Source organism: Serratia sp. DFXYC6, assembly GCF_057196085.1.
The window spans coordinates 599,667-619,955 of the sequence record NZ_JBXUNV010000002.1 but is presented as its reverse complement, the minus strand read 5'-3'; the positions used below and the strand labels follow the sequence as shown (position 1 = coordinate 619,955).

The window sequence follows — 20,289 nt, the reverse complement described above, 5'->3', positions numbered from 1 at the left end:
ATGCCGAACTCAGAAGTGAAACGCCGTAGCGCCGATGGTAGTGTGGGGTCTCCCCATGCGAGAGTAGGACACTGCCAAGCATCAAATAAGCCAAGAGGCCATCCGAAAGGATGGCCTTTTTGCTTTTCATCCGCTTTACTCCCTCTGCTTATATCCCGGCGCAGGCTGCGCAATGAAACATTTTCACCTTTCCGCTGAATGCTCGACAGCGACGAAAAAAAACGCTATCTTCGGGCATCTAGAAGTCTAAACGTATAAATGGATGTGTGAGGGTTAAGCAATGCCGATTCGTGTTCCTGATGAGTTACCTGCGGTCAATTTCTTGCGCGGTGAGAATGTCTTCGTGATGACATCCTCGCGGGCAAAAACACAGGAAATCAGGCCACTGAAAGTGCTGATCCTCAACCTGATGCCAAAGAAGATCGAAACGGAAAACCAGTTTCTGCGTCTGTTGTCCAACTCGCCGCTGCAGATTGATATCCAGCTGCTGCGCATCGACAGCCGCGAATCGAAGAACACGCCGGCCGAGCATCTGAACAACTTCTACTGCGACTTCGAGGATATCCAGAATGAGAACTTCGATGGCCTGATTGTCACCGGCGCGCCGCTGGGGCTGGTTGATTTCTGCGATGTTGCCTATTGGCCGCAGATCGAACGGGTGATTGACTGGGCCAAAAACCACGTCACCTCCACGCTGTTCGTGTGTTGGGCGGTACAAGCGGCGTTGAACATCCTGTACGGTATTCCCAAGATGACGCGCGAAGTGAAGCTCTCCGGCGTTTATCCGCACCAAACGCTGCAGCAGCATGCGTTGCTGACGCGCGGCTTCGACGAAAGCTTCCTGGCGCCGCACTCACGCTATGCCGATTTCCCGACCGAGGTGATTCGCCAATATACCGACCTGGATATTCTGGCCGAATCCGAGCAGGCCGGCGCCTACCTGTTCGCCAGCAGGGATAAGCGCTTGGCGTTTGTCACCGGCCATCCTGAGTATGATGCCCTGACCCTGGCCGGGGAGTATTGTCGCGACAACGAAGCTGGCCTCGATCCTGCCGTACCGCTCAACTACTTCCCCGATGACAACCCCGCACTGACACCGAAAGCCACCTGGCGCAGCCATGGCCACCTGCTGTTTTCCAATTGGCTCAACTATTACGTCTACCAGATCACGCCTTACGATCTGCGCCATATGAATCCGACTCTCGACTGATCTTTTCTGCCTGCCGGCGGCTGAATCGAGGCCGCCGCGCTGTTGATCCTCCGCACGATCCCCTTTTTACCGGTCACTTTCCCCAAAAAACCATTGGCCAACAACGCGTTAGCCTATCTTTGCGATTCTATTGGAACCAATTTCCTTACCTGTTGGTTATGTTATTTGTTCTAACTAATTGATAATAAAGTGTTAATAAAATATTTAATAATAAAATGGAAATGGTTTTTGATTTTTATTTTTTGTTGAGTATTCTTAGAGCTATCGGGATGAGATCTGACCAGTTTAGGATCGTTTCATCCGCCCTGATCCACAGTGATTTCTGATGAAAATGCGCCGGTCGCTCGGGCGCAATGATGGGAAGGAGCAAGGTCATGACGCAACAGATAGCAGGCACGGAGTTAAGGTTTACCCAGGGTTTCGCCGCAGCGGAGCGCCAGGTATTAACGGATGAAGCGGTTGAATTCCTGGCGGAACTGGTGGGGAAATTCACGCCGCGGCGCAATGAGCTGCTGGCGGCGCGTGCCCGCTGGCAGCAAAATATCGATCGCGGCGAGCTGCCTGGATTTATTTCGGAAACCAATTCCATTCGTGAGGGCGACTGGCAGATCCGCGGCATCCCGCAAGACCTGCGCGATCGCCGGGTCGAGATCACCGGGCCGGTAGAACGCAAGATGGTGATCAATGCGTTGAACGCCAACGTAAAAGTATTTATGGCGGACTTCGAAGACTCCCTGGCGCCAAGCTGGGACAAAGTCATCGATGGTCAAATCAACCTGCACGATGCGGTTAACGGCACCATCTCCTACACCAACGAAGCCGGCAAGATCTACCAACTGAAACCGAATCCGGCGGTGTTGATCGCTCGCGTGCGCGGCTTGCACCTGCCGGAGAAACACGTCTTGTGGCGTGATGAAGCCATCCCCGGCGGCCTGTTCGATTTCGCGCTGTACTTCTACCACAACTATCGTCAGCTGTTGGCCAAGGGCAGCGGCCCGTATTTCTACCTGCCGAAAACCCAGTCCTGGGAGGAAGCGGCCTGGTGGAGCGATGTCTTCAGCTTTACCGAGGATCGTTTCGATCTGCCACGTGGCACCATCAAGGCGACCGTGCTGATCGAAACCCTGCCGGCGGTGTTCCAGATGGACGAGATCCTCTATCACCTGCGCGATCACATCGTCGGCCTGAACTGTGGCCGCTGGGATTACATCTTCAGCTACATCAAAACGCTGAAGAATCACGGCGATCGCGTGCTGCCGGATCGTCAGTCGGTGACCATGGAGAAACCTTTCCTCAGCGCCTATTCACGTCTGTTGATCAAAACCTGTCATAAGCGCGGCGCCTTCGCCATGGGCGGCATGGCGGCGTTTATCCCGAGCAAAGACGCTGAGAAAAACGCCTGGGTGCTGAACAAGGTGCGGGCGGATAAAGAGCTGGAGGCCAACAATGGCCACGATGGCACCTGGGTGGCGCACCCAGGGCTGGCGGACACGGTGATGGAGGTGTTCGGCAAGGCATTGGGCGATCGCCAGAATCAGCTGGACGTGATGCGTGAGCAGGATGCGCCAATCAGCGCCGCGCAGCTGTTGGAACCATGCGACGGCGAACGCACCGAAGCGGGGATGCGCGCCAATATCCGCGTGGCGGTGCAGTACATCGAAGCCTGGATCTCCGGCAACGGCTGCGTGCCTATCTATGGGTTGATGGAAGATGCCGCGACGGCGGAGATCTCCCGTACCTCTATCTGGCAGTGGATCCACCACGAGAAGAGCCTGAACGACGGGCGCCCGGTCACCAAGGCGCTGTTCCGCCAGATGTTGCAAGAAGAGATGTTGGTGGTGCGTGAAGAAGTAGGGGAAGCGCGCTTTAACGCCGGCCGGTTCGAAGAGGCGGCGCGCCTGATGGAGCGCATCACCACGCAAGATGAATTAATCGATTTCCTGACGTTGCCCGGCTATGAGCTGCTGGCCTGAACTTTCCCAATCAACCCTACATGACTGAAAGGATAAAAATTATGTCTACCTCTCGCTCTCAACAGATCCAGCAGCTGGAACAGGAATGGAAATCGGCCCGTTGGGAAGGCATCACCCGCCCTTACAGCGCCGAAGACGTGATCAACCTGCGCGGTTCGGTCAACCCGGAATGTACCCTGGCGCAAAACGGCGCCGCCAAACTGTGGGCGTTGCTGAACGGCAAGGCGCGCAAAGGCTACGTGAACTGCCTGGGCGCGCTGACCGGTGGCCAGGCGCTGCAGCAGGCTAAAGCCGGCGTCGAGGCTATCTACCTGTCCGGCTGGCAGGTGGCGGCCGACGCCAACAGCGCGGCGGCCATGTACCCTGACCAGTCGTTGTATCCGGTGGACTCGGTGCCGAAGGTGGTCGAGCGCATCAACAACACCTTCCGCCGCGCCGATCAGATCCAGTGGGCGAACCAGATTGAGCCGGGCAGCAAAGGCTACACCGATTACTTCCTGCCGATTGTCGCCGATGCGGAAGCCGGCTTCGGCGGCGTGCTGAACGCCTTCGAGCTGATGAAAGCGATGATCACCGCCGGCGCCGCCGGGGTGCACTTCGAAGACCAGTTGGCGGCGGTGAAGAAATGCGGTCATATGGGCGGCAAAGTACTGGTGCCGACACAGGAAGCGATCCAGAAGCTGGTCGCCGCTCGCCTGGCCGCCGACGTGCTCGGCGTGCCGACGCTGGTGATCGCCCGTACCGACGCCGATGCGGCCGACCTGCTGACGTCCGATTGCGATCCGTATGACAGCGCCTTCGTCACCGGCGAGCGCACGGCGGAAGGCTTCTTCCGCACCCATGCCGGCGTCGAGCAGGCGATCAGCCGCGGCCTGGCCTATGCCCCTTACGCCGATATGGTGTGGTGCGAAACCTCAACGCCGGATCTGGATGCCGCTCAGCGCTTCGCCGACGCCATTCACGCCAAATACCCGGGCAAGCTGCTGGCCTACAACTGCTCGCCGTCGTTCAACTGGAAGAAGAACCTCGACGATCAGACCATCGCCCGCTTCCAGCAGGCGCTGTCGGACATGGGCTACAAGTATCAGTTCATCACGCTGGCGGGCATCCACAGCATGTGGTTCAACATGTTCGACCTGGCGCACGCCTATGCGCAGGGCGAGGGCATGAAACACTACGTCGAGAAGGTGCAGCAGGCGGAGTTCGCCGCGGTGGATCGCGGTTACACCTTTGCGTCGCACCAGCAGGAGGTGGGCACCGGCTACTTCGACAAGGTCACCACCATCATTCAGGGCGGCGCCTCTTCGGTCACCGCGCTGACCGGTTCGACGGAAGAACAGCAGTTCTGATGCGGCAAGCTTGAAGACGTTTCACCCGGAGCCTGCATGCGCAGGCTTCTTTTTCTGGCGGGGGTAAGGATGGCGGCAAAACTGGAGTTGTTGATCGCACAGACGATCCTGCAGGGCTTCGATGCGCAGTACGGCCGCTTTTTGGAGGTGACCGCCGGCGCGCAGCAGCGCTTCGAGCAGGCGGACTGGCCGGCGGTGCAGCAGGCGATGAAAAAGCGCATCCATCTGTATGACCATCATGTCGGCCTGGTGGTGGAGCAGCTCAAATGCATCACCGGGCAGAAATATTTCGACGCCGACTTCCCCAGCCGGGTCAAAGCGGTTTATATCGATCTGCTGCCGGACTACCCGCGTTTCGAGATCGCCGAAAGCTTTTTTAACTCGGTCTACTGCCGGCTGTTCAAGCATCGCGATCTGACGCCGGACAAGCTGTTCGTGTTCAGTTCGCAGCCGGAACGGCGCTTTCGCGACATTCCGCGTCCGCTGGCGCGCGATTTCACCTCCAATGGCGATCTGCCGGCGATGCTGCGCAGCGTGCTGAGCGATCTGCCGCTGCGGTTGCCGTGGGAAGATTTGACGCGCGATATTCGCTACATCACTCAGGCGCTGCAGCGCGCCTTCAGTCCGCAGCAACTGGCGGGGGCCACCTTTCAGATCGCCAACGAACTGTTCTATCGCAACAAGGCCGCCTGGCTGGTCGGCAAGCTGCGCCTGGCCGACGGCGTTTACCCGTTCTTGCTGCCGATCCACCACAGCGAGTCGGGCGCGCTGTTTATCGATGCCTGCCTGACCGGTAAGGCCGAGGCCAGCATCGTCTTCGGCTTCGCCCGTTCTTATTTCATGGTCTACGCGCCGCTGCCGGCGGCGATGGTCGAGTGGCTGCGCGAGATCCTGCCGGGCAAGACCACCGCCGAGCTGTACATGGCGATCGGCTGCCAGAAGCACGGCAAAACTGAATGCTACCGCGAATATCTGACCTTTATGGCGCAGTCGCAGGAGCAGTTCATCATCGCGCCGGGGGTGAAGGGCATGGTGATGCTGGTGTTTACCCTGCCGTCCTTCGATCGGGTGTTTAAAGTGATCAAGGACGAATTCGCCCCGCAAAAAGAGGTGACGCAGGCGCAGGTGATGGCCTGCTATCAGCTGGTGAAAGAGCACGATCGCGTCGGGCGTATGGCGGATACCCAGGAGTACGAAAATTTCGTCGTCGACAAGGCGCGCCTCAGCCCGGAACTGTTGGCGGAGCTGCGGCGCGAAGTGCCGGGCAAACTGGAAGATCTCGGCGATCGCATTGTGATTAAGCACCTGTATATGGAACGGCGCATGACGCCGCTGAATTTGTATCTGGAGCAGGCCAACGACCAGCAGATGCGCGATGCGATTGAAGAGTACGGCAACGCGATCAAGCAGTTAGCCGCCGCCAATATCTTCCCCGGCGACATGCTGTTCAAGAACTTTGGCGTGACGCGCCACGGGCGGGTGGTGTTCTATGACTACGACGAGATTTGCTACATGACCGAGGTCAACTTCCGCGATATCCCGCCGCCGCGTTATCCGGAAGATGAGTTGGCCAGCGAGCCGTGGTACAGCATCGCGCCCAACGACGTGTTCCCGGAAGAGTTCCGCCACTTTCTGTGCGGCGATCGGCGCATTCGGCAGGTGTTTGAAGAGCTGCACAGCGATCTGTTTACCGCGGAGTATTGGCGCGGGTTGCAGCAGCGCATCCGCGAAGGGCATGTGGAAGACGTATTTGCTTATCGCAAGAAGCAGCGGTTCAGCCAGCGCAGCGGGGCGGCGCTGCCGGCCGCCACCGCTGCGATGTAAATCAGGCCTCGGCGCCCGCGACGGCGGCGCGCGCCAGTTCAGTGATGCGCGCGTAGTCGCCGCTTTCGAGCGCGTCCGCCGGCACCAGCCAGGAGCCGCCGATGCACAGCACGCTTTTCAGCGCCAGATAGCTGCGGTAGTTGTCCGGTGAGATGCCGCCGGTCGGGCAGAAGCGCACCTGCGGGAACGGGCCGCCGATCGCCTGCAGCGCTTTTACGCCGCCGTTGGCTTCCGCCGGGAAGAATTTAAACTCGCGCAGGCCGTAATCCATGCCCTGCATCAGTTCGGAAACGGTGCTGATGCCCGGGATCAAGGGAATGGAACCGGCGGTGGCGGCTTTGAGCAGCTCGTCGGTCAGGCCTGGGCTGATGGCGAACTGCGCACCGGCTTCGGTCACTTCCCGCAGCTGCTGCGGATTGATCACCGTACCGGCGCCGATGATCGCTTCCGGCACCTCTTGGGCGATGGCGCGAATGGCGTCCATGGCGCAGGCGGTGCGCAGCGTCACCTCCAGCACCCGCACGCCGCCGGCGACCAGCGCTTTCGCCAACGGCACCGCATGTTCCAGCTTGTTGATCACGATGACCGGCACCACCGGCCCCGCCGTCAGGATCTGCTCGGCGCTTGTTGTCCACTTGTTCATGCTGACGTTCTCCTCTGTGGCCGCCGCCAGGCGGCGATGCGGCCAGGCTATCGATTAAAATTTGATGCAGCAGGCGCCCTGTTCGGCGCCGGACAGCTGGCTGCGCAGCGCGCCGAACAGCTCGCGGCCGCAGCCGATGTGTTCCGCGCTCAGATCGGGTTGGCAAGGCGTGCGCCGCGCCAGCTCCTCGGCGTCGACCAGCACCTGCAGCTCGCCGCTGCGGCCGTTGACGCGGATCGGATCGCCGTCGCGCACTTTCGCCAGCAGGCCGCCGGTATAGGCTTCCGGGGTGACGTGGATGGCGGAAGGCACCTTGCCGGAGGCGCCGGACAGGCGGCCGTCGGTCACCAGCGCCACTTTGAAGCCGCGATCCATCAGCACGCCCAGCGGCGGCATCAGCTTGTGCAACTCGGGCATGCCGTTGGCCTGCGGCCCCTGGAAGCGCACCACCACCACGCAATCGCGATCCAGCTTGCCGGCTTCGAACGCCGGCACGATATCGTGCTGGCTGTCGAACACCACCGCTGGCGCTTCGATGATCTGGTTATCAGCGGGCACCGCCGAGGTTTTCATCACCGCGCGGCCCAGATTGCCGGCCATCACTTTGGTGCCGCCGTGATGTTCGAACGGCTGGGCCACGCTGGCGATCACGCTGGCGTCGAGCGAGCCGGCCACGCCTTCGCGCCACACCAGTTGGCCGTTATCCAGCCACGGTTCTTGGGTGTAGCGGCGCAGGCCGAAACCGGCCACGGTATGCACGTCTTTGTGCAGCAGGCCGTGTTGCAGCAGCTCGCGCACCACCAGCGGCACGCCGCCGGCGGCCTGGAACTGGTTGATGTCGGCCGGGCCGTTCGGGTAGATGCGGCACAGCAGCGGCACCGCCTCCGACAGCTCCGAGAAATCGTCCCAGGTAATGATGATGCCCGCCGCGCGCGCCATCGCCACCAGATGCATGGTCAGGTTGGTGGAGCCGCCGGTCGCCAGCAGCGAGACGATGCCGTTCACCACCACTTTCTCGTCCACCAGGCGGCCGATCGGCAGGTAGTTGCCGGCGGTATCGGTCAGTCGGGTCACCTGGCGCGCGGCGGCGTCGTTCAGCGCGTCGCGCAGCGGCGTGTCAGGATGGACGAAGGAGGCGCCCGGCAGATGCAAACCCATCACTTCCATCACCATCTGGTTGGTGTTGGCGGTGCCGTAGAAGGTGCAGGTGCCGATGCCGTGATAAGAGGCTGCCTCGGCTTCCAGCAACGCCAGGCGGTCGGCCTTGCCCTCGGCGTACAGCTGGCGCACGCGCACTTTTTCCTTGTTCGGCAGGCCGCTGCTCATCGGGCCGGCCGGCACGAACAGCGCAGGCAGGTGGCCGAAGGAGAGGGCGGCCATCACCAGCCCCGGCACGATCTTGTCGCAGATGCCGAGGAACAGCGCGCCGTCGAACATATTGTGCGACAGGCCGACAGCGGCCGACATGGCGATCACGTCACGGCTCATCAGCGACAGCTCCATACCGTCCTGCCCCTGGGTCACGCCGTCGCACATCGCCGGCACGCCGCCGGCCACCTGGCCCACGGCACCCACCGCCTTCAGCGCCTGTTTCAGCCGCTGTGGGTAATGTTCGTACGGCTGGTGGGCCGACAGCATGTCGTTGTAGGCGGTGATGATGGCGATATCGCTGCGCACCATGTTTTTCAGCGACGCCTTGTCATCGGGCTGACAGGCGGCGAAACCGTGGGCCAGGTTGCCGCAGGCGAGCTGCGCGCGGTGGACGGTTTGGGAGCGGGCCGCCTCGATACGCGCCAGATAGGCGGCGCGGCTGGCCTGGGAACGGTCGATGATGCGCTGTGTGACACGGGACAAGGTTGGATTAATCATGCCTTCCTCACATTGCTGTTGTTATAGTCGCCGCCTGTGGCGGTGCCCCCGGGGGTGATTTGCAGCCCTGGTGTGCAAGGCCGGGGGCGATTTAGGATTTAAAACATCGTGAATGCAATCATGCCGATGGCGCCGCCGACGCTGCCCAGAATGGTTTCCATCACCGTCCAGGTTTTCAGCGTTTGCAGTTCGTTGGCGCCGGTGAATTTGCCGAACAGCCAGAAGCCGGCATCGTTGACGTGGCTCAGCACGATGGAGCCGCCGGCGATGCAGATGGCCAGCGCGGCCAGTTGCCCGCCGCTAAGCCCGAGCTGGCTGGTGACCGGCAGCACCAGGCCGACGGTGGTCAGGCAGGCGACGGTGGCCGAGCCCTGGATCACCCGCACCATGGCGGAGAGCGCAAAGGCGGCCACGGCGATCGGCAGGCCGGCGCCGATCATGGCGTCACCCAGCGCCGGCCCGACGCCGGAATCCACCAGGATCTGCTTGAACACCCCGCCGGCGCCGGTCATCAGCAGGATGATCCCGGCCGGCTGCACCGCGGCGGAGCAGATGGCCAGCGTCTGTTCGTTGCTCATGCCGCGCGGCTTCGCCAGACCGTAAATCACGATCAGGCAGGCCAGCAGGATGGCGGTGAACGGGTGGCCGATAAACTCCAGCCACTGCTGCAGCTGCGAGCCGGGGGTGACCAGCCGCGCGCCGATGGTTTTCATGCCGACCAGCACCAGCGGGCACAGCACCAGCGCCAGGCTGAAGCCGAACGACGGCAGATTGCCCTTGGTCAGCGTCGGCTCATTCTCTTCCGGCGGCATCGGCCAGTTGACGAAACGGCTGATAAAGCTGCCGTACAGCGGGCCGGCGATCAGCATGCCGATCACCGCCGCTACCAGGCCGATGGCGATCATCCAGCCGAAATCGGCCTTCATCTGCGACGCCAGCAGCATCGGCACCGGCCCCGGCAGCAGGAAGGAGGCGGCGGCGGCCACGCCGGCGAACAGCGGAATAGCCAGCTTGACGATATTGCCGTCGGTGCGGCGCGCCACGGCGAACACGATGCCGATCAGCAGCACCACCGCCACGTCGAAGAACAGCGGCAGCGCGCAGATCAGCCCGGCGATGCCGAGCGCGTAGTGCGCCTTGCTTTGTCCGAATCGTTTCAGCAATTGCGCCGCAATTTGGTCGAGCGCGCCGACCTCATGCAGGATCTTGCCGAACATCGCCCCGAGCGCCACCACGATCGCCAGGAAGCCCAGCGTGTCGCCCATGCCTTTTTGCATGGTGTCGGCGATGTGTTCCAGCGGCATGCCGGAGAAAATGCCGGCGGCGATGGACACCAGCATCAGCGCGACGAAGGCGTGCATGCGGGCCTTCATCACCAGGAATAGCAGCAGTAAAACCGAGCCGACTGCGGTACCGACCAGCGTTACGGTACTCACGCGCACACGTCCTGCGGCAGGAAGCTCTGGATATGGCGTACGGTATCGGCGATCACCGCGTCCAGCGGCTGATTGATGTCGATCGCCATCACGTCGTTCTCGTCGGCGCCCGGCTGCTCCAGTGCGGCGAACTGGGTGACCAGCATCTGCGGCTTGAAGAAGTGGCCGTTGCGCGCCGCCAGGCGGGATTCGATCACCGGGAACTCGCCGTGCAGATAGATGAACGACAGGTTGCCGTTGCCGGCGCGTAGGCGGTCGCGATACTGCTTTTTCAACGCCGAGCAGACGATGATCGACACGTTGTTAGTGCGCTGCATGGCGAAGGCGGCGTCGTTGAGCGCGGCCAGCCACGGCGCGCGATCGTCGTCGTTCAACGCCTCGCCGGCGGCCATCTTCAGGATGTTGCTGCGCGGGTGCAGGAAGTCGCCGTCGAGGAAGCCGGCGGAGAGTTGGCGGGCCGCGGCGGCGGCGACGGCGGACTTGCCGCTGCCGGAAACGCCCATAACGACGTAAATGCGATTTTGATTGTTGGTCATGGCTTGGCTCCAAAACACCGGGTGACGTTACCTTCGTTCAGCTTGATTGTTACCGGTAACATGTTATCGGTAACATTGTCGAAGGAAGTTTGAGCGGTTGCAATGGGCTTTCGCCGTGAGGATCGTTAACTGTGATCGGCTTCAAGCTTTTTTCCTGTGCGCTAAACAGGATGCCGACAGCCTGTTACATGCTGACAACAGAACAGAGCGGGGGAACAAGGGCGCGCTGCGGCGCCCCTCGGATGGACAGGATTAGCGCACGCCGCCGTAGGCCAGGCTGATCTCTTTCGACGCGTGGATCACCAGCGCGCCCAGCTCGATCACGCGATCGTCAGTGATGCGCGACACCGGGCCGGAGATGGAAATGGCGGCGAAGGCTTCGCGGTGTTCGTCGAAGATGCAGGCCGCCACGCAGCGCAGGCCGAGCGCGTGCTCTTCGTCGTCAAAGGAGAAGCCCTGTTTGCGGATCTGCGCCAGCCCCTCTTTCAGGTTGTGCGGCGTCAGGGTATGCGGCGTGTAGGTGTGCATGCCTTTCTTATGCAGCAGTTTGGTCACCTGATCGTCCGGCAGGGTGGCGAGGAACGCTTTGCCGGCGCCGGAGGCGTGCATCGGCAGTTTGCCGCCGATCGGCGCCGACATGCGCATCAGCGCCGTGCACTGCACCTGATCGATGATGATCGCCTGGTACTCGCTGGTATCCAGCACCGCCAGGTTGACGGTTTCGCCGGACTCTTCCATCAGGCGGCGCAGCGTCGGATGCACCATCGCCAGCAGGTTGCGGCTTTGCAGGAAGCTGCTGCCGACCACAAAGGCGTGCGAGCCGATGGTCCACAGGCCGAGATCGCCGACCTGGCGCACGAATCCCTGCTGCTGCATGGTGGTGAGCAGGCGGTGAGTGGTGGAGTTCGGCAGGCCGGCCTGCTGGGCCAGATCGGTCAGCGCCACGTTGCCCTGGGCTTCCGAAATGTATTCCAACAGTTTCAGGCCACGGGTCAACGATTGTACCTGACCGGTCGCCGCACTGGCGGCGGGGGCTGCTGCGCGGGGCTTCTTGCCGCGCTTGGCGGGAGCAGGGGTGGCCATGGGTGAGATTCCTTTTTCCGTATGATGGAATTCATTTTCGTTTTTTGCCGATGAATTGCAAGCCGCCGTCAGCTCATCGGAGGTGTTGGCGCACAACCTGAAAAACTCTCAATTGTTGCCTGGCCCTTTGTCCTTACAAGCTGTGCTAGGATGACTCGTTGGTGTTTGCGGCAGTTGAGCAATGGGCTGGATGGCAATGGAAGGGGTTACAGTGACGAATCGAGTAGAACAACTGCGCCGCCAGTTAGCGCAGCGCATTTTGGTGTTGGACGGCGGCATGGGCACCATGATCCAGAGCTACCGTCTGGATGAGCGCGATTTCCGCGGTGAGCGTTTCGCCGACTGGCGCAGCGATCTGAAAGGCAATAACGATCTGCTGGTGCTGACCAAGCCGGAAGTGATCACCGCCATTCATTACGCCTATCTCGAGGCGGGCGCCGATATCCTTGAGACCAATACCTTCAACGCCACCTCTATCGCCATGGCCGACTACCATATGGAGTCGCTGTCCGCCGAGATTAACTATCAGGCCGCCTGCCTGGCGCGCGCCTGCGCCGACGAATGGACGGCGCGCACGCCGGAAAAACCGCGCTACGTCGCCGGGGTGTTGGGGCCGACCAACCGCACCGCGTCCATCTCGCCGAACGTCAACGATCCGGCGTTCCGCAACATCTCGTTCGATGAACTGGTGGCGGCTTACCGCGAATCGACCCGCGCGCTGGTGGAGGGCGGCGTCGATCTGATCATGATCGAAACCATCTTCGACACCCTCAACGCCAAGGCCGCCGCTTTTGCGGTGGAAACCGAATTCGAAGCGCTGGGGGTGGAACTGCCGATCATGATTTCCGGCACCATCACCGACGCCTCCGGCCGCACCCTGTCCGGCCAGACCACCGAAGCGTTTTACAATTCGCTGCGCCACGTCAAGCCGCTGACCTTCGGCCTGAACTGCGCTCTGGGGCCGGATGAGCTGCGTCAGTACGTCGCCGAGCTGGCGCGCATCTCGGAGACCTACGTCACCGCGCACCCGAACGCCGGTTTGCCGAACGCCTTCGGCGAATACGATCTGGATGCGGCCGAGATGGCGCGCCAGGTCGGGGAGTGGGCGCAGGCCGGCTTCCTCAATATCATCGGCGGCTGCTGCGGCACCACGCCGGAACATATCGCCGCGATGGCCAAGGCGGTCGAGGGCGTGCCGCCGCGCCGGCTGCCAGAGCTCCCGGTCGCCTGCCGCCTGGCCGGTCTGGAACCGCTGACCATTGACGCCAGCACCCTGTTCGTTAACGTCGGCGAGCGCACCAACGTCACCGGTTCGGCACGTTTCAAACGCCTGATCAAAGAAGAGAAATACAACGAGGCGCTCGACGTGGCGCGCCAGCAGGTGGAGAGCGGCGCGCAGGTCATCGATATCAACATGGACGAGGGGATGCTCGACGCCGAAGCGGCGATGGTGCGTTTCCTCAACCTGATCGCCGGCGAGCCGGATATCGCCCGGGTGCCGATCATGATCGACTCCTCCAAGTGGTCCGTTATCGAGAAAGGCCTGAAGTGCATTCAGGGCAAGGGCATCGTCAACTCGATCTCGATGAAGGAGGGCGAAGAGGCCTTTATCCACCACGCCCGGCTGGTGCGCCGCTATGGCGCCGCGGTGGTGGTGATGGCGTTCGACGAAGTGGGCCAGGCGGACACCCGCGAGCGCAAGTTCGAGATCTGTCGCCGCGCCTATAAAATTTTGACCGAACGCGTCGGTTTCCCGCCGGAAGACATCATTTTCGACCCGAACATCTTCGCCGTCGCCACCGGCATCGAAGAGCACAACAACTACGCCGTCGACTTTATCGAAGCCTGCGCCGACATCAAAACCCACCTGCCGCACGCGATGATCTCCGGCGGCGTGTCCAACGTGTCGTTCTCGTTCCGCGGCAACGATCCGGTGCGTGAAGCGATCCACGCGGTGTTCCTGTATCACGCCATTCGCAATGGCATGGACATGGGCATCGTCAACGCCGGGCAGCTGGCGATTTACGACGATCTGCCTGGCGAGCTGCGCGAGGCGGTAGAGGACGTGATCCTCAACCGTCGCGAGGACGGCACCGAACGCCTGCTGGAGCTGGCGGAAAAGTACCGCGGCAGCAAAGACGGCGAAGCGGCGGTGCAGCAGGCGGAGTGGCGCGGTTGGCCGGTGGAAAAGCGGCTGGAGTATTCGCTGGTGAAGGGCATCACCGAGTTTATCGAGTTGGACACCGAAGAGGCGCGGCAGCAGGCCGAACGGCCGATCGAAGTGATTGAAGGGCCGCTGATGGCGGGGATGAACGTGGTCGGCGATCTGTTCGGCGAGGGCAAGATGTTCCTGCCGCAGGTGGTGAAATCCGCCCGCGTGATGAAGCAGGCGGTGGCCTACCTGGAACCGTACATTGAGGCCAGCAAGCAGCAGGGCACCTCCGCGGGGAAAATCCTGCTGGCGACGGTGAAGGGCGACGTGCACGACATCGGCAAGAACATCGTCGGCGTGGTGCTGCAGTGCAACAACTATGAAATCGTCGATCTGGGCGTGATGGTGCCGACGGAGAAAATCCTGCGCACCGCGCGCGAGGAGAACGTCGACATCATCGGCCTGTCGGGGCTGATCACGCCGTCGCTCGACGAGATGGTCAACGTGGCCAAAGAGATGGAGCGCCAGGGCTTTACGCTGCCGCTGCTGATCGGCGGCGCCACCACCTCCAAGGCGCACACCGCGGTGAAAATTGAGCAGAACTACAGCGGCCCGACCACCTACGTGCAAAACGCCTCGCGCACCGTGGGCGTGGTGTCGGCGCTGCTGTCCGCCACCCAGCGCGACGAGTTTGTGGCGCGCACCCGCAAAGAGTATGAGACGGTGCGCATTCAGCACGCGCGCAAAAAACCGCGCACGCCGCCGGTCGATTTGCACAAGGCGCGCGCCAACGCCATGGCGCTGGACTGGGCCGACTATCAGCCGCCGGCGCCGCGGCAGCTTGGCGTATTCCCGGTGTCGGCCGGCATCGAGACGCTGCGCCACTATATCGACTGGACGCCGTTCTTCATGACCTGGTCGCTGGCGGGCAAATACCCGCGCATCCTGGAAGACGAGGTGGTGGGGGAAGAGGCCAAGCGCCTGTTCCACGACGCCAATCAGATGCTGGATCGGCTGGCCGCCGAGCGCAGCCTCAACCCGCGCGGCGTTTACGGCCTGTTCCCGGCCAACCGCGTCGGCGACGACGTGGAAGTGTACCGCGACGAACAGCGCAGCGAGGTGCTGGCGGTGAGCTGCCATCTGCGCCAGCAGACGGAAAAAACCGACTTCCCGAACTACTGCCTGGCGGACTTCGTGGCGCCGAAAAGCAGCGGCAAGGCCGACTACTTCGGTGCCTTCGCGGTGACCGGCGGGCTGGAGGAGGACGCGCTGGCGGCGGCGTACGACGCACAGCACGACGATTACAACAAAATCATGGTCAAGGCGCTGGCGGATCGTCTGGCGGAGGCTTTCGCCGAATACCTGCACGAACAGGTGCGCAAGTTGCACTGGGGTTATGCCGCCGACGAGAATCTGAGCAACGAAGAACTGATCCGCGAAAACTATCAGGGCATCCGGCCGGCGCCGGGCTACCCGGCCTGCCCGGAGCACACCGAAAAAGCGACCATTTGGCAGCTGCTGGACGTCAATCGCCACACCGGCATGGAACTGACGGAGTCCTTCGCCATGTGGCCGGGGGCGGCGGTGTCCGGCTGGTACTTCAGCCATCCTGAGAGCAAGTACTTCGCGGTGGCGCAGATCCAGCGCGATCAGGTGGAAGACTATGCGGCGCGTAAAGGGATGAGCGTGAGCGAGGTCGAACGCTGGCTGGCGCCAAACCTCGGCTACGACGCCGACTGACTTTCCTCTTTAAGGGCGCAGCGATGCGCCCTTGTCATTTACAGCGCTTCCACATCGATGTGCAGCGCGTCGTACCGCCAATACTCCAGGTCGCAATCGATCACCCGGTCATGTTGATCGCGATTCACCCGCGTAATGAACAGCGCCGGGCTGCCGTAGGTCACCTTCAGCATGGCGGCGGCCTGCTGCGGCAGCAGGGTGGGCAGCATGTCGAAACGTACCCGGCCGTAGTGAATGCCGTAGCGTGCGGCGTACAGCGCGGTCAGCGACTGGGTCAGATCTTCGTCCAGAATACCGGGGAAATAGGCCGGATTGAGGTAGTGCTCGCAGTACAGCACCGCGCGCCCGTCGATGTAGCGCAGCCGGCGAATGCGATAGGCTTCGGCGCCGGAGGGCAGCGCCAGGCGGCCGGCCAGCGGCGCGTCGAGCGTGACGACCGCGCTGTCGATCGCTTCGGTATGGGCGGCGCGCCCCTGCTGCTGCGCCATGGCGTGAAAATGGCTGCGCTGCAACGGGTTGTAGATCAAACGTGGCGGCGAGATAAACCAGCCGCGCCGCACCTGGCGGTAGATGACGCCCTGCGCCTCCAGCTGGCCGAGCGCCTCCTGCAAGGTAATGCGGGTGGTGGCGAACTGTTCGCTCAGGGCGCGCTCGGAGGGCAGCTTGCCGCCCGCGGCGAACTCGCCGGCGGTGATGCGGGCGCTCAGCGTTTGGCAGATGGTGGCGACGGTCGTCGGTGCTTCACTCATACAGCGGGTGTCCCGTTTCAGTGCGTTTGGCCTTCCTTAAGGTAGACCAGCGTCGCGTTTTCGCCGTTGCAATGGGTGATAAAACTGTCGCTTTTTTAAGCTGACATATAATTATCACATTCGTCCGTTAGATTGGTTTGGTCCTTGCTGGACTAGTCCAGCCATCCCCACACTACCACCTGGAGCATCAGTTATGAAACGTTTGTGCGCTTCTGTGTTAACCAGTGCCATCGTGTTATCCAGCCAGATGAGCTGGGCCGCGGATACCGATCTGGCGGCGCTGGAGCAGGCCGCGAAGAAAGAAGGCGAAGTCAACAGCGTCGGCATGCCGGACAGCTGGGCCAACTGGAAAGGCACCTGGCAAGATCTGTTGAGCAAGTACGGCCTGAAGCATGTCGATACCGACATGAGCTCCGCACAGGAGATCGCCAAATTCGATGCGGAAAAGAACAACGCCACGGCGGACATCGGTGACGTCGGCGCGGCCTTCGGCCCGGTGGCGGTGCAGAAGGGCGTAACGCAGCCGTACAAACCGTCTACCTGGGATCAGGTGCCGGAGTGGGCGAAAGACAAAGACGGCCACTGGGCGCTGGCTTACACCGGCACCATCGCCTTCATCATCAACAAGCAGCAGGTGAAAGACATCCCGCACAGCTGGGCCGATCTGCTCAAGGGCAGCTATCAGGTCACCATCGGCGACGTCGGCACCGCGTCGCAGGCGGCCAGCGGCGTGCTGGCGGCCACCTACGCCATGGGCGGCAACGAGAAAAACCTCAAGCCGGGCCTGGAATTCTTCGGCAAGCTGGCCAAGGCCGGCCGCCTGAGCCTGAGTAACCCGGTGATCGCATCGCTGGAGAAAGGGGAAGTGCAGGTTGGCGTGGTGTGGGACTTCAACGGCCTGAACTACCGCGATCAGATCGACAAAACCCGCTTTGAAGTGCTGATCCCGTCGGACGGTTCGATCACTTCCGGCTACACCACCATCATCAACAAATACGCCAAGCACCCGAATGCCGCCAAGCTGGCGCGCGAATACATCTTCTCCGACGCCGGTCAGATCAACCTGGCGCGCGGCTATGCCCGCCCGATCCGCGCCGAACATCTGACGCTGCCGGACGACGTCAAGGCCAAGCTGCTGCCGGCCGAGCAGTACAAGAATGCGCACCCGATCGCCGATCCTGCGGCCTGGGAACAGAGCGCCAAAGCGCTGCCGCGCCTGTGGCAGGAAAACGTCATTATGTTTATGCAGCAGTGAGTTAACGCACCATGAAAACGATCCTCGTGCTGCTGGACGGCCTCAACTACCGGGTGGCGCACGACGCCATGGGTTATCTGCAGGCCGAATGCGCGGCGGGACGCGGGCGGTTGTACCTGCTGGAGAGCGAGTTGCCCTCGCTCTCCCGGCCGCTGTATGAATGCATCCTCACCGGCGTCACGCCGGTGGAGAGCGGCGTGGTGCACAATCACGTCTCGCGCCTTTCTCATCAACAAAGCGTGTTTCATTACGCGCGCGCCGCCGGGCTGACCACCGCCGCTGCCGCGTATCATTGGTTCAGCGAATTGTATAACCGCACGCCGTTCGACGCCGCGCGCGACCGCCATACCGACGCCCCCGAGCTGCCGATCCAGCACGGGCATTTCTATTACGACGACGGCTATCCCGACAGCCATCTTTTCGACGACGCCGAAAGCCTGCGCCAGCGTCATCAGCCGGACTTCTTGCTGATCCATCCGATGAACATCGACGACGCCGGCCACCGCTTCGGCCTCTCTTCGCCGCAGTACCGCAACGCGGCGCGGCACGCCGACGGCTCGTTGTCGCGCTACCTGCCCGAGTGGCTGGCGGCCGGTTATCAGGTGCTGGTTACCGCCGACCACGGCATGAACGACGATCGCAGCCACGGCGGGGTGTTGCCGGAAGAGCGCCAGGTGCCGCTGTTCGTGTTCGGCGCGGGCTTCAGCCTGGACGACGCCGATCCGCAGCAAACCGAGCTGTGCGGCACGATCTGCGATCTGCTGCAGGCGCCGCACGACAAGCCGCGCTGCCGGGCGTTGCTGGCGCAGGATGCGCGATGAACAGCAAAACCAAATGGATCGCCGCACTGTGCCTGCTGCCGTTTATCGTGCTGTTCGGCGCGTTTCAGATCGCCCCGCTGGTGTGGATCGCCATTCACAGCTTTTTCAGCGAGACCAGCGGCTGGGGCTGGGGCAACTATGTCGATATCCTCACCTCGCCGTTCTACCTGCAGGCGTTTCAGTTCTCGCTGGAGATCTCGCTATGGTCGAGCGTCTACGGCTTGCTGATCGCATTAGTTGGCAGTTACTCACTGCGCCAGCTCGGCCAGACCCGGTTTCATGACTTCGTGATGTCGTTCACCAACATGACCAGCAACTTCGCCGGGGTGCCGCTGGCGTTCGCCTTCGTCATTCTGCTGGGGCTGAACGGTTGCCTGACGTTGCTGCTGCGCAAATACGGCCTGATGGAGAGCTTCAACCTCTATTCGAAGAGCGGCCTGATCGTGCTGTATACCTACTTCCAGATCCCGCTCGGGGTGCTGCTGCTGTATCCGGCATTCGACGCGCTGCGCGCCGACTGGCGCGAATCGGCGGCGCTGCTCGGCGCCGGCCCCTGGCGCTACTGGCGGCATATTGGCCTGCCGGTGCTGGCGCCGGCGCTGATGGGCACCTTCGTCATCCTGCTGGCCAACGCGCTGGGCGCCTACGCCACGGTGTATGCGCTGACCACCGGCAACTTCAACGTGATCCCGATCCGCATCTCGGCGCTGGTGGCGGGGGACATCTCCCTCGATCCGAACCTGGCCAGCGCGCTGGCGATGCTGCTGGTGGTGATGATGGCGTTTATCACGGTGATCCACCAATGGATGCTGCGCAGGAGCTACCTCAATGCGCGCTCATAACCGGCTGGAGAATGCTTATGTCGCGTGTTGAACGCTTGTACCACCGCACGGTGACCGGCCTGCTGCTGTTGATCCTGCTGCTGCCGCTGGCGGCGACGCTGATTTACGCGCTGGCTACCCAGTGGGGCGCCACCATTTTGCCGGACGGTTTTACCCTGAAGTGGCTGACGGCGCTGTGGAGCGACCCGCGCTTTTTGCAGGCGCTGTGGCACTCGCTGCTGATCTGCTTTGGCACGTTGCTGCTGTCGGTGGTGGTGATCCTGCCGGCGATGTTTGTAATCGCTTACTACTTCCCTAGGCTTGACGCGGTGATGAACGTGCTGATCCTGCTGCCGTTCGCCGTGCCGCCGGTGGTGTCGGCGGTGGGGCTGATGCAGCTGTTCGCCGCCGATCCGCTGCCGCTGCTCGGCACCCCCTGGATTTTGGTGGGCTGCTATTTCACCATCGCGCTGCCGTTTATCTACCGCGCCATCAGCAACAACATGCAGGCGATCAACCTGCGCGATCTGATGGACGCTGCGCACCTGCTCGGCGCCAGCACCTGGCAGGCGGCGCTGTGGGTGGTGCTGCCGAACCTGCGCAAGGGCGGAACGATCGCTGTGTTGCTGTCGTTTTCGTTCCTGATCGGCGAGTTCGTGTTCGCCAACCTGCTGGTGGGCAGCCAGTATGAAACGCTGCAGGTCTATCTGTTCAACATGCGCAACGGCAGCGGGCATTTCACCAGCGCGCTGGTCATCTCCTATTTCGCCGTGGTGCTGCTCGTCACCTGGCTGGCGAACCTGCTGAATAAAAACAAGGGTTAACCCG

General features: G+C 62.1%; 15 protein-coding genes and 1 rRNA gene. 10 read left to right on the top strand and 6 right to left on the bottom strand.

Features of this window, described 5'->3' with window-relative positions:
• The 5 genes from rrf to aceK all read left to right on the top strand — a co-directional run.
• Nucleotides 1-80 (top strand): 5S ribosomal RNA (gene rrf / locus AC2CGQ_RS16315); the annotation flags it as partial.
• Between the two features lie 200 nt (nt 81-280).
• Nucleotides 281-1,210 carry a homoserine O-acetyltransferase MetA gene (metA, locus tag AC2CGQ_RS16310; RefSeq protein ID WP_004936623.1) on the top strand — a complete coding sequence of 310 codons (930 nt, stop codon included), beginning with the start codon at nt 281-283 and terminating at the stop codon, nt 1,208-1,210.
• A gap of 374 nt (nt 1,211-1,584) precedes the next feature.
• The gene (gene aceB, locus AC2CGQ_RS16305) at nt 1,585-3,183 is read left to right on the top strand and encodes a malate synthase A (protein WP_015379256.1); all 1,599 of its coding nucleotides are present in this window, start codon (nt 1,585-1,587) and stop codon (nt 3,181-3,183) included.
• A 41-nt stretch (nt 3,184-3,224) separates the two neighbouring features.
• A complete protein-coding gene (aceA, locus tag AC2CGQ_RS16300) occupies nt 3,225-4,532 on the top strand; it encodes an isocitrate lyase (RefSeq protein WP_004936630.1) in 1,308 nt (435 codons plus the stop codon).
• A gap of 69 nt (nt 4,533-4,601) precedes the next feature.
• Nucleotides 4,602-6,356 carry a bifunctional isocitrate dehydrogenase kinase/phosphatase gene (aceK, locus tag AC2CGQ_RS16295; protein WP_033631950.1) on the top strand — a complete coding sequence of 585 codons (1,755 nt, stop codon included), beginning with the start codon at nt 4,602-4,604 and terminating at the stop codon, nt 6,354-6,356.
• A 1-nt stretch (nt 6,357) separates the two neighbouring features.
• Here aceK and AC2CGQ_RS16290 read toward each other — a convergent pair whose 3' ends face one another.
• The 5 genes from AC2CGQ_RS16290 to iclR form a co-directional block, all read right to left on the bottom strand.
• The gene (locus AC2CGQ_RS16290) at nt 6,358-6,999 is read right to left on the bottom strand and encodes a bifunctional 4-hydroxy-2-oxoglutarate aldolase/2-dehydro-3-deoxy-phosphogluconate aldolase (protein ID WP_004936635.1); all 642 of its coding nucleotides are present in this window, start codon (nt 6,997-6,999) and stop codon (nt 6,358-6,360) included.
• Nucleotides 7,000-7,053: 54 nt separating this feature from the next.
• Nucleotides 7,054-8,868, bottom strand: a complete 1,815-nt coding sequence (edd, locus tag AC2CGQ_RS16285) for a phosphogluconate dehydratase (protein WP_484593754.1) — start codon at nt 8,866-8,868, stop codon at nt 7,054-7,056.
• A gap of 98 nt (nt 8,869-8,966) precedes the next feature.
• On the bottom strand, nt 8,967-10,304 hold the full coding sequence (gene gntU / locus AC2CGQ_RS16280; protein WP_015379253.1) for a gluconate transporter: 1,338 nt from the start codon (nt 10,302-10,304) through the stop codon (nt 8,967-8,969).
• Entirely contained in the window at nt 10,301-10,840 is a 540-nt protein-coding gene (gntK, locus tag AC2CGQ_RS16275) for a gluconokinase (protein WP_004936645.1), read from the bottom strand. The genes gntU and gntK overlap by 4 nt, the downstream gene beginning before the upstream one ends.
• Nucleotides 10,841-11,092: 252 nt before the next feature.
• A complete protein-coding gene (iclR, locus tag AC2CGQ_RS16270; protein WP_021505158.1) occupies nt 11,093-11,923 on the bottom strand; it encodes a glyoxylate bypass operon transcriptional repressor IclR in 831 nt (276 codons plus the stop codon).
• Nucleotides 11,924-12,119: 196 nt separating this feature from the next.
• Between iclR and metH the strand changes: the two genes are divergently transcribed.
• Nucleotides 12,120-15,815: a methionine synthase gene (gene metH, locus AC2CGQ_RS16265; RefSeq protein WP_208020760.1), complete on the top strand. Its 3,696-nt coding sequence runs from the start codon at nt 12,120-12,122 to the stop codon at nt 15,813-15,815.
• A gap of 38 nt (nt 15,816-15,853) precedes the next feature.
• Here the strand turns inward: metH and AC2CGQ_RS16260 are convergent, their stop codons facing one another.
• Entirely contained in the window at nt 15,854-16,564 is a 711-nt protein-coding gene (locus AC2CGQ_RS16260; protein ID WP_197776035.1) for a UTRA domain-containing protein, read from the bottom strand.
• A 193-nt stretch (nt 16,565-16,757) separates the two neighbouring features.
• On the opposite strand from AC2CGQ_RS16260, the gene AC2CGQ_RS16255 reads away from it, so the two are divergent.
• The 4 genes from AC2CGQ_RS16255 to AC2CGQ_RS16240 are packed head-to-tail and all read left to right on the top strand — an operon-like array spanning nt 16,758 to nt 20,285.
• A complete protein-coding gene (locus AC2CGQ_RS16255; protein WP_033631954.1) occupies nt 16,758-17,819 on the top strand; it encodes an ABC transporter substrate-binding protein in 1,062 nt (353 codons plus the stop codon).
• 11 nt (nt 17,820-17,830) lie between these two features.
• The gene (locus AC2CGQ_RS16250; RefSeq protein WP_484593753.1) at nt 17,831-18,640 is read left to right on the top strand and encodes an alkaline phosphatase family protein; all 810 of its coding nucleotides are present in this window, start codon (nt 17,831-17,833) and stop codon (nt 18,638-18,640) included.
• Nucleotides 18,637-19,482: an ABC transporter permease gene (locus AC2CGQ_RS16245; protein ID WP_004936665.1), complete on the top strand. Its 846-nt coding sequence runs from the start codon at nt 18,637-18,639 to the stop codon at nt 19,480-19,482. The genes AC2CGQ_RS16250 and AC2CGQ_RS16245 overlap by 4 nt, the downstream gene beginning before the upstream one ends.
• 17 nt (nt 19,483-19,499) lie before the next feature.
• Nucleotides 19,500-20,285 (top strand): ABC transporter permease, encoded by a 786-nt coding sequence (locus tag AC2CGQ_RS16240; protein ID WP_004936668.1) that lies wholly within the window; start codon nt 19,500-19,502, stop codon nt 20,283-20,285.
• Nucleotides 20,286-20,289 lie beyond the last annotated feature (4 nt).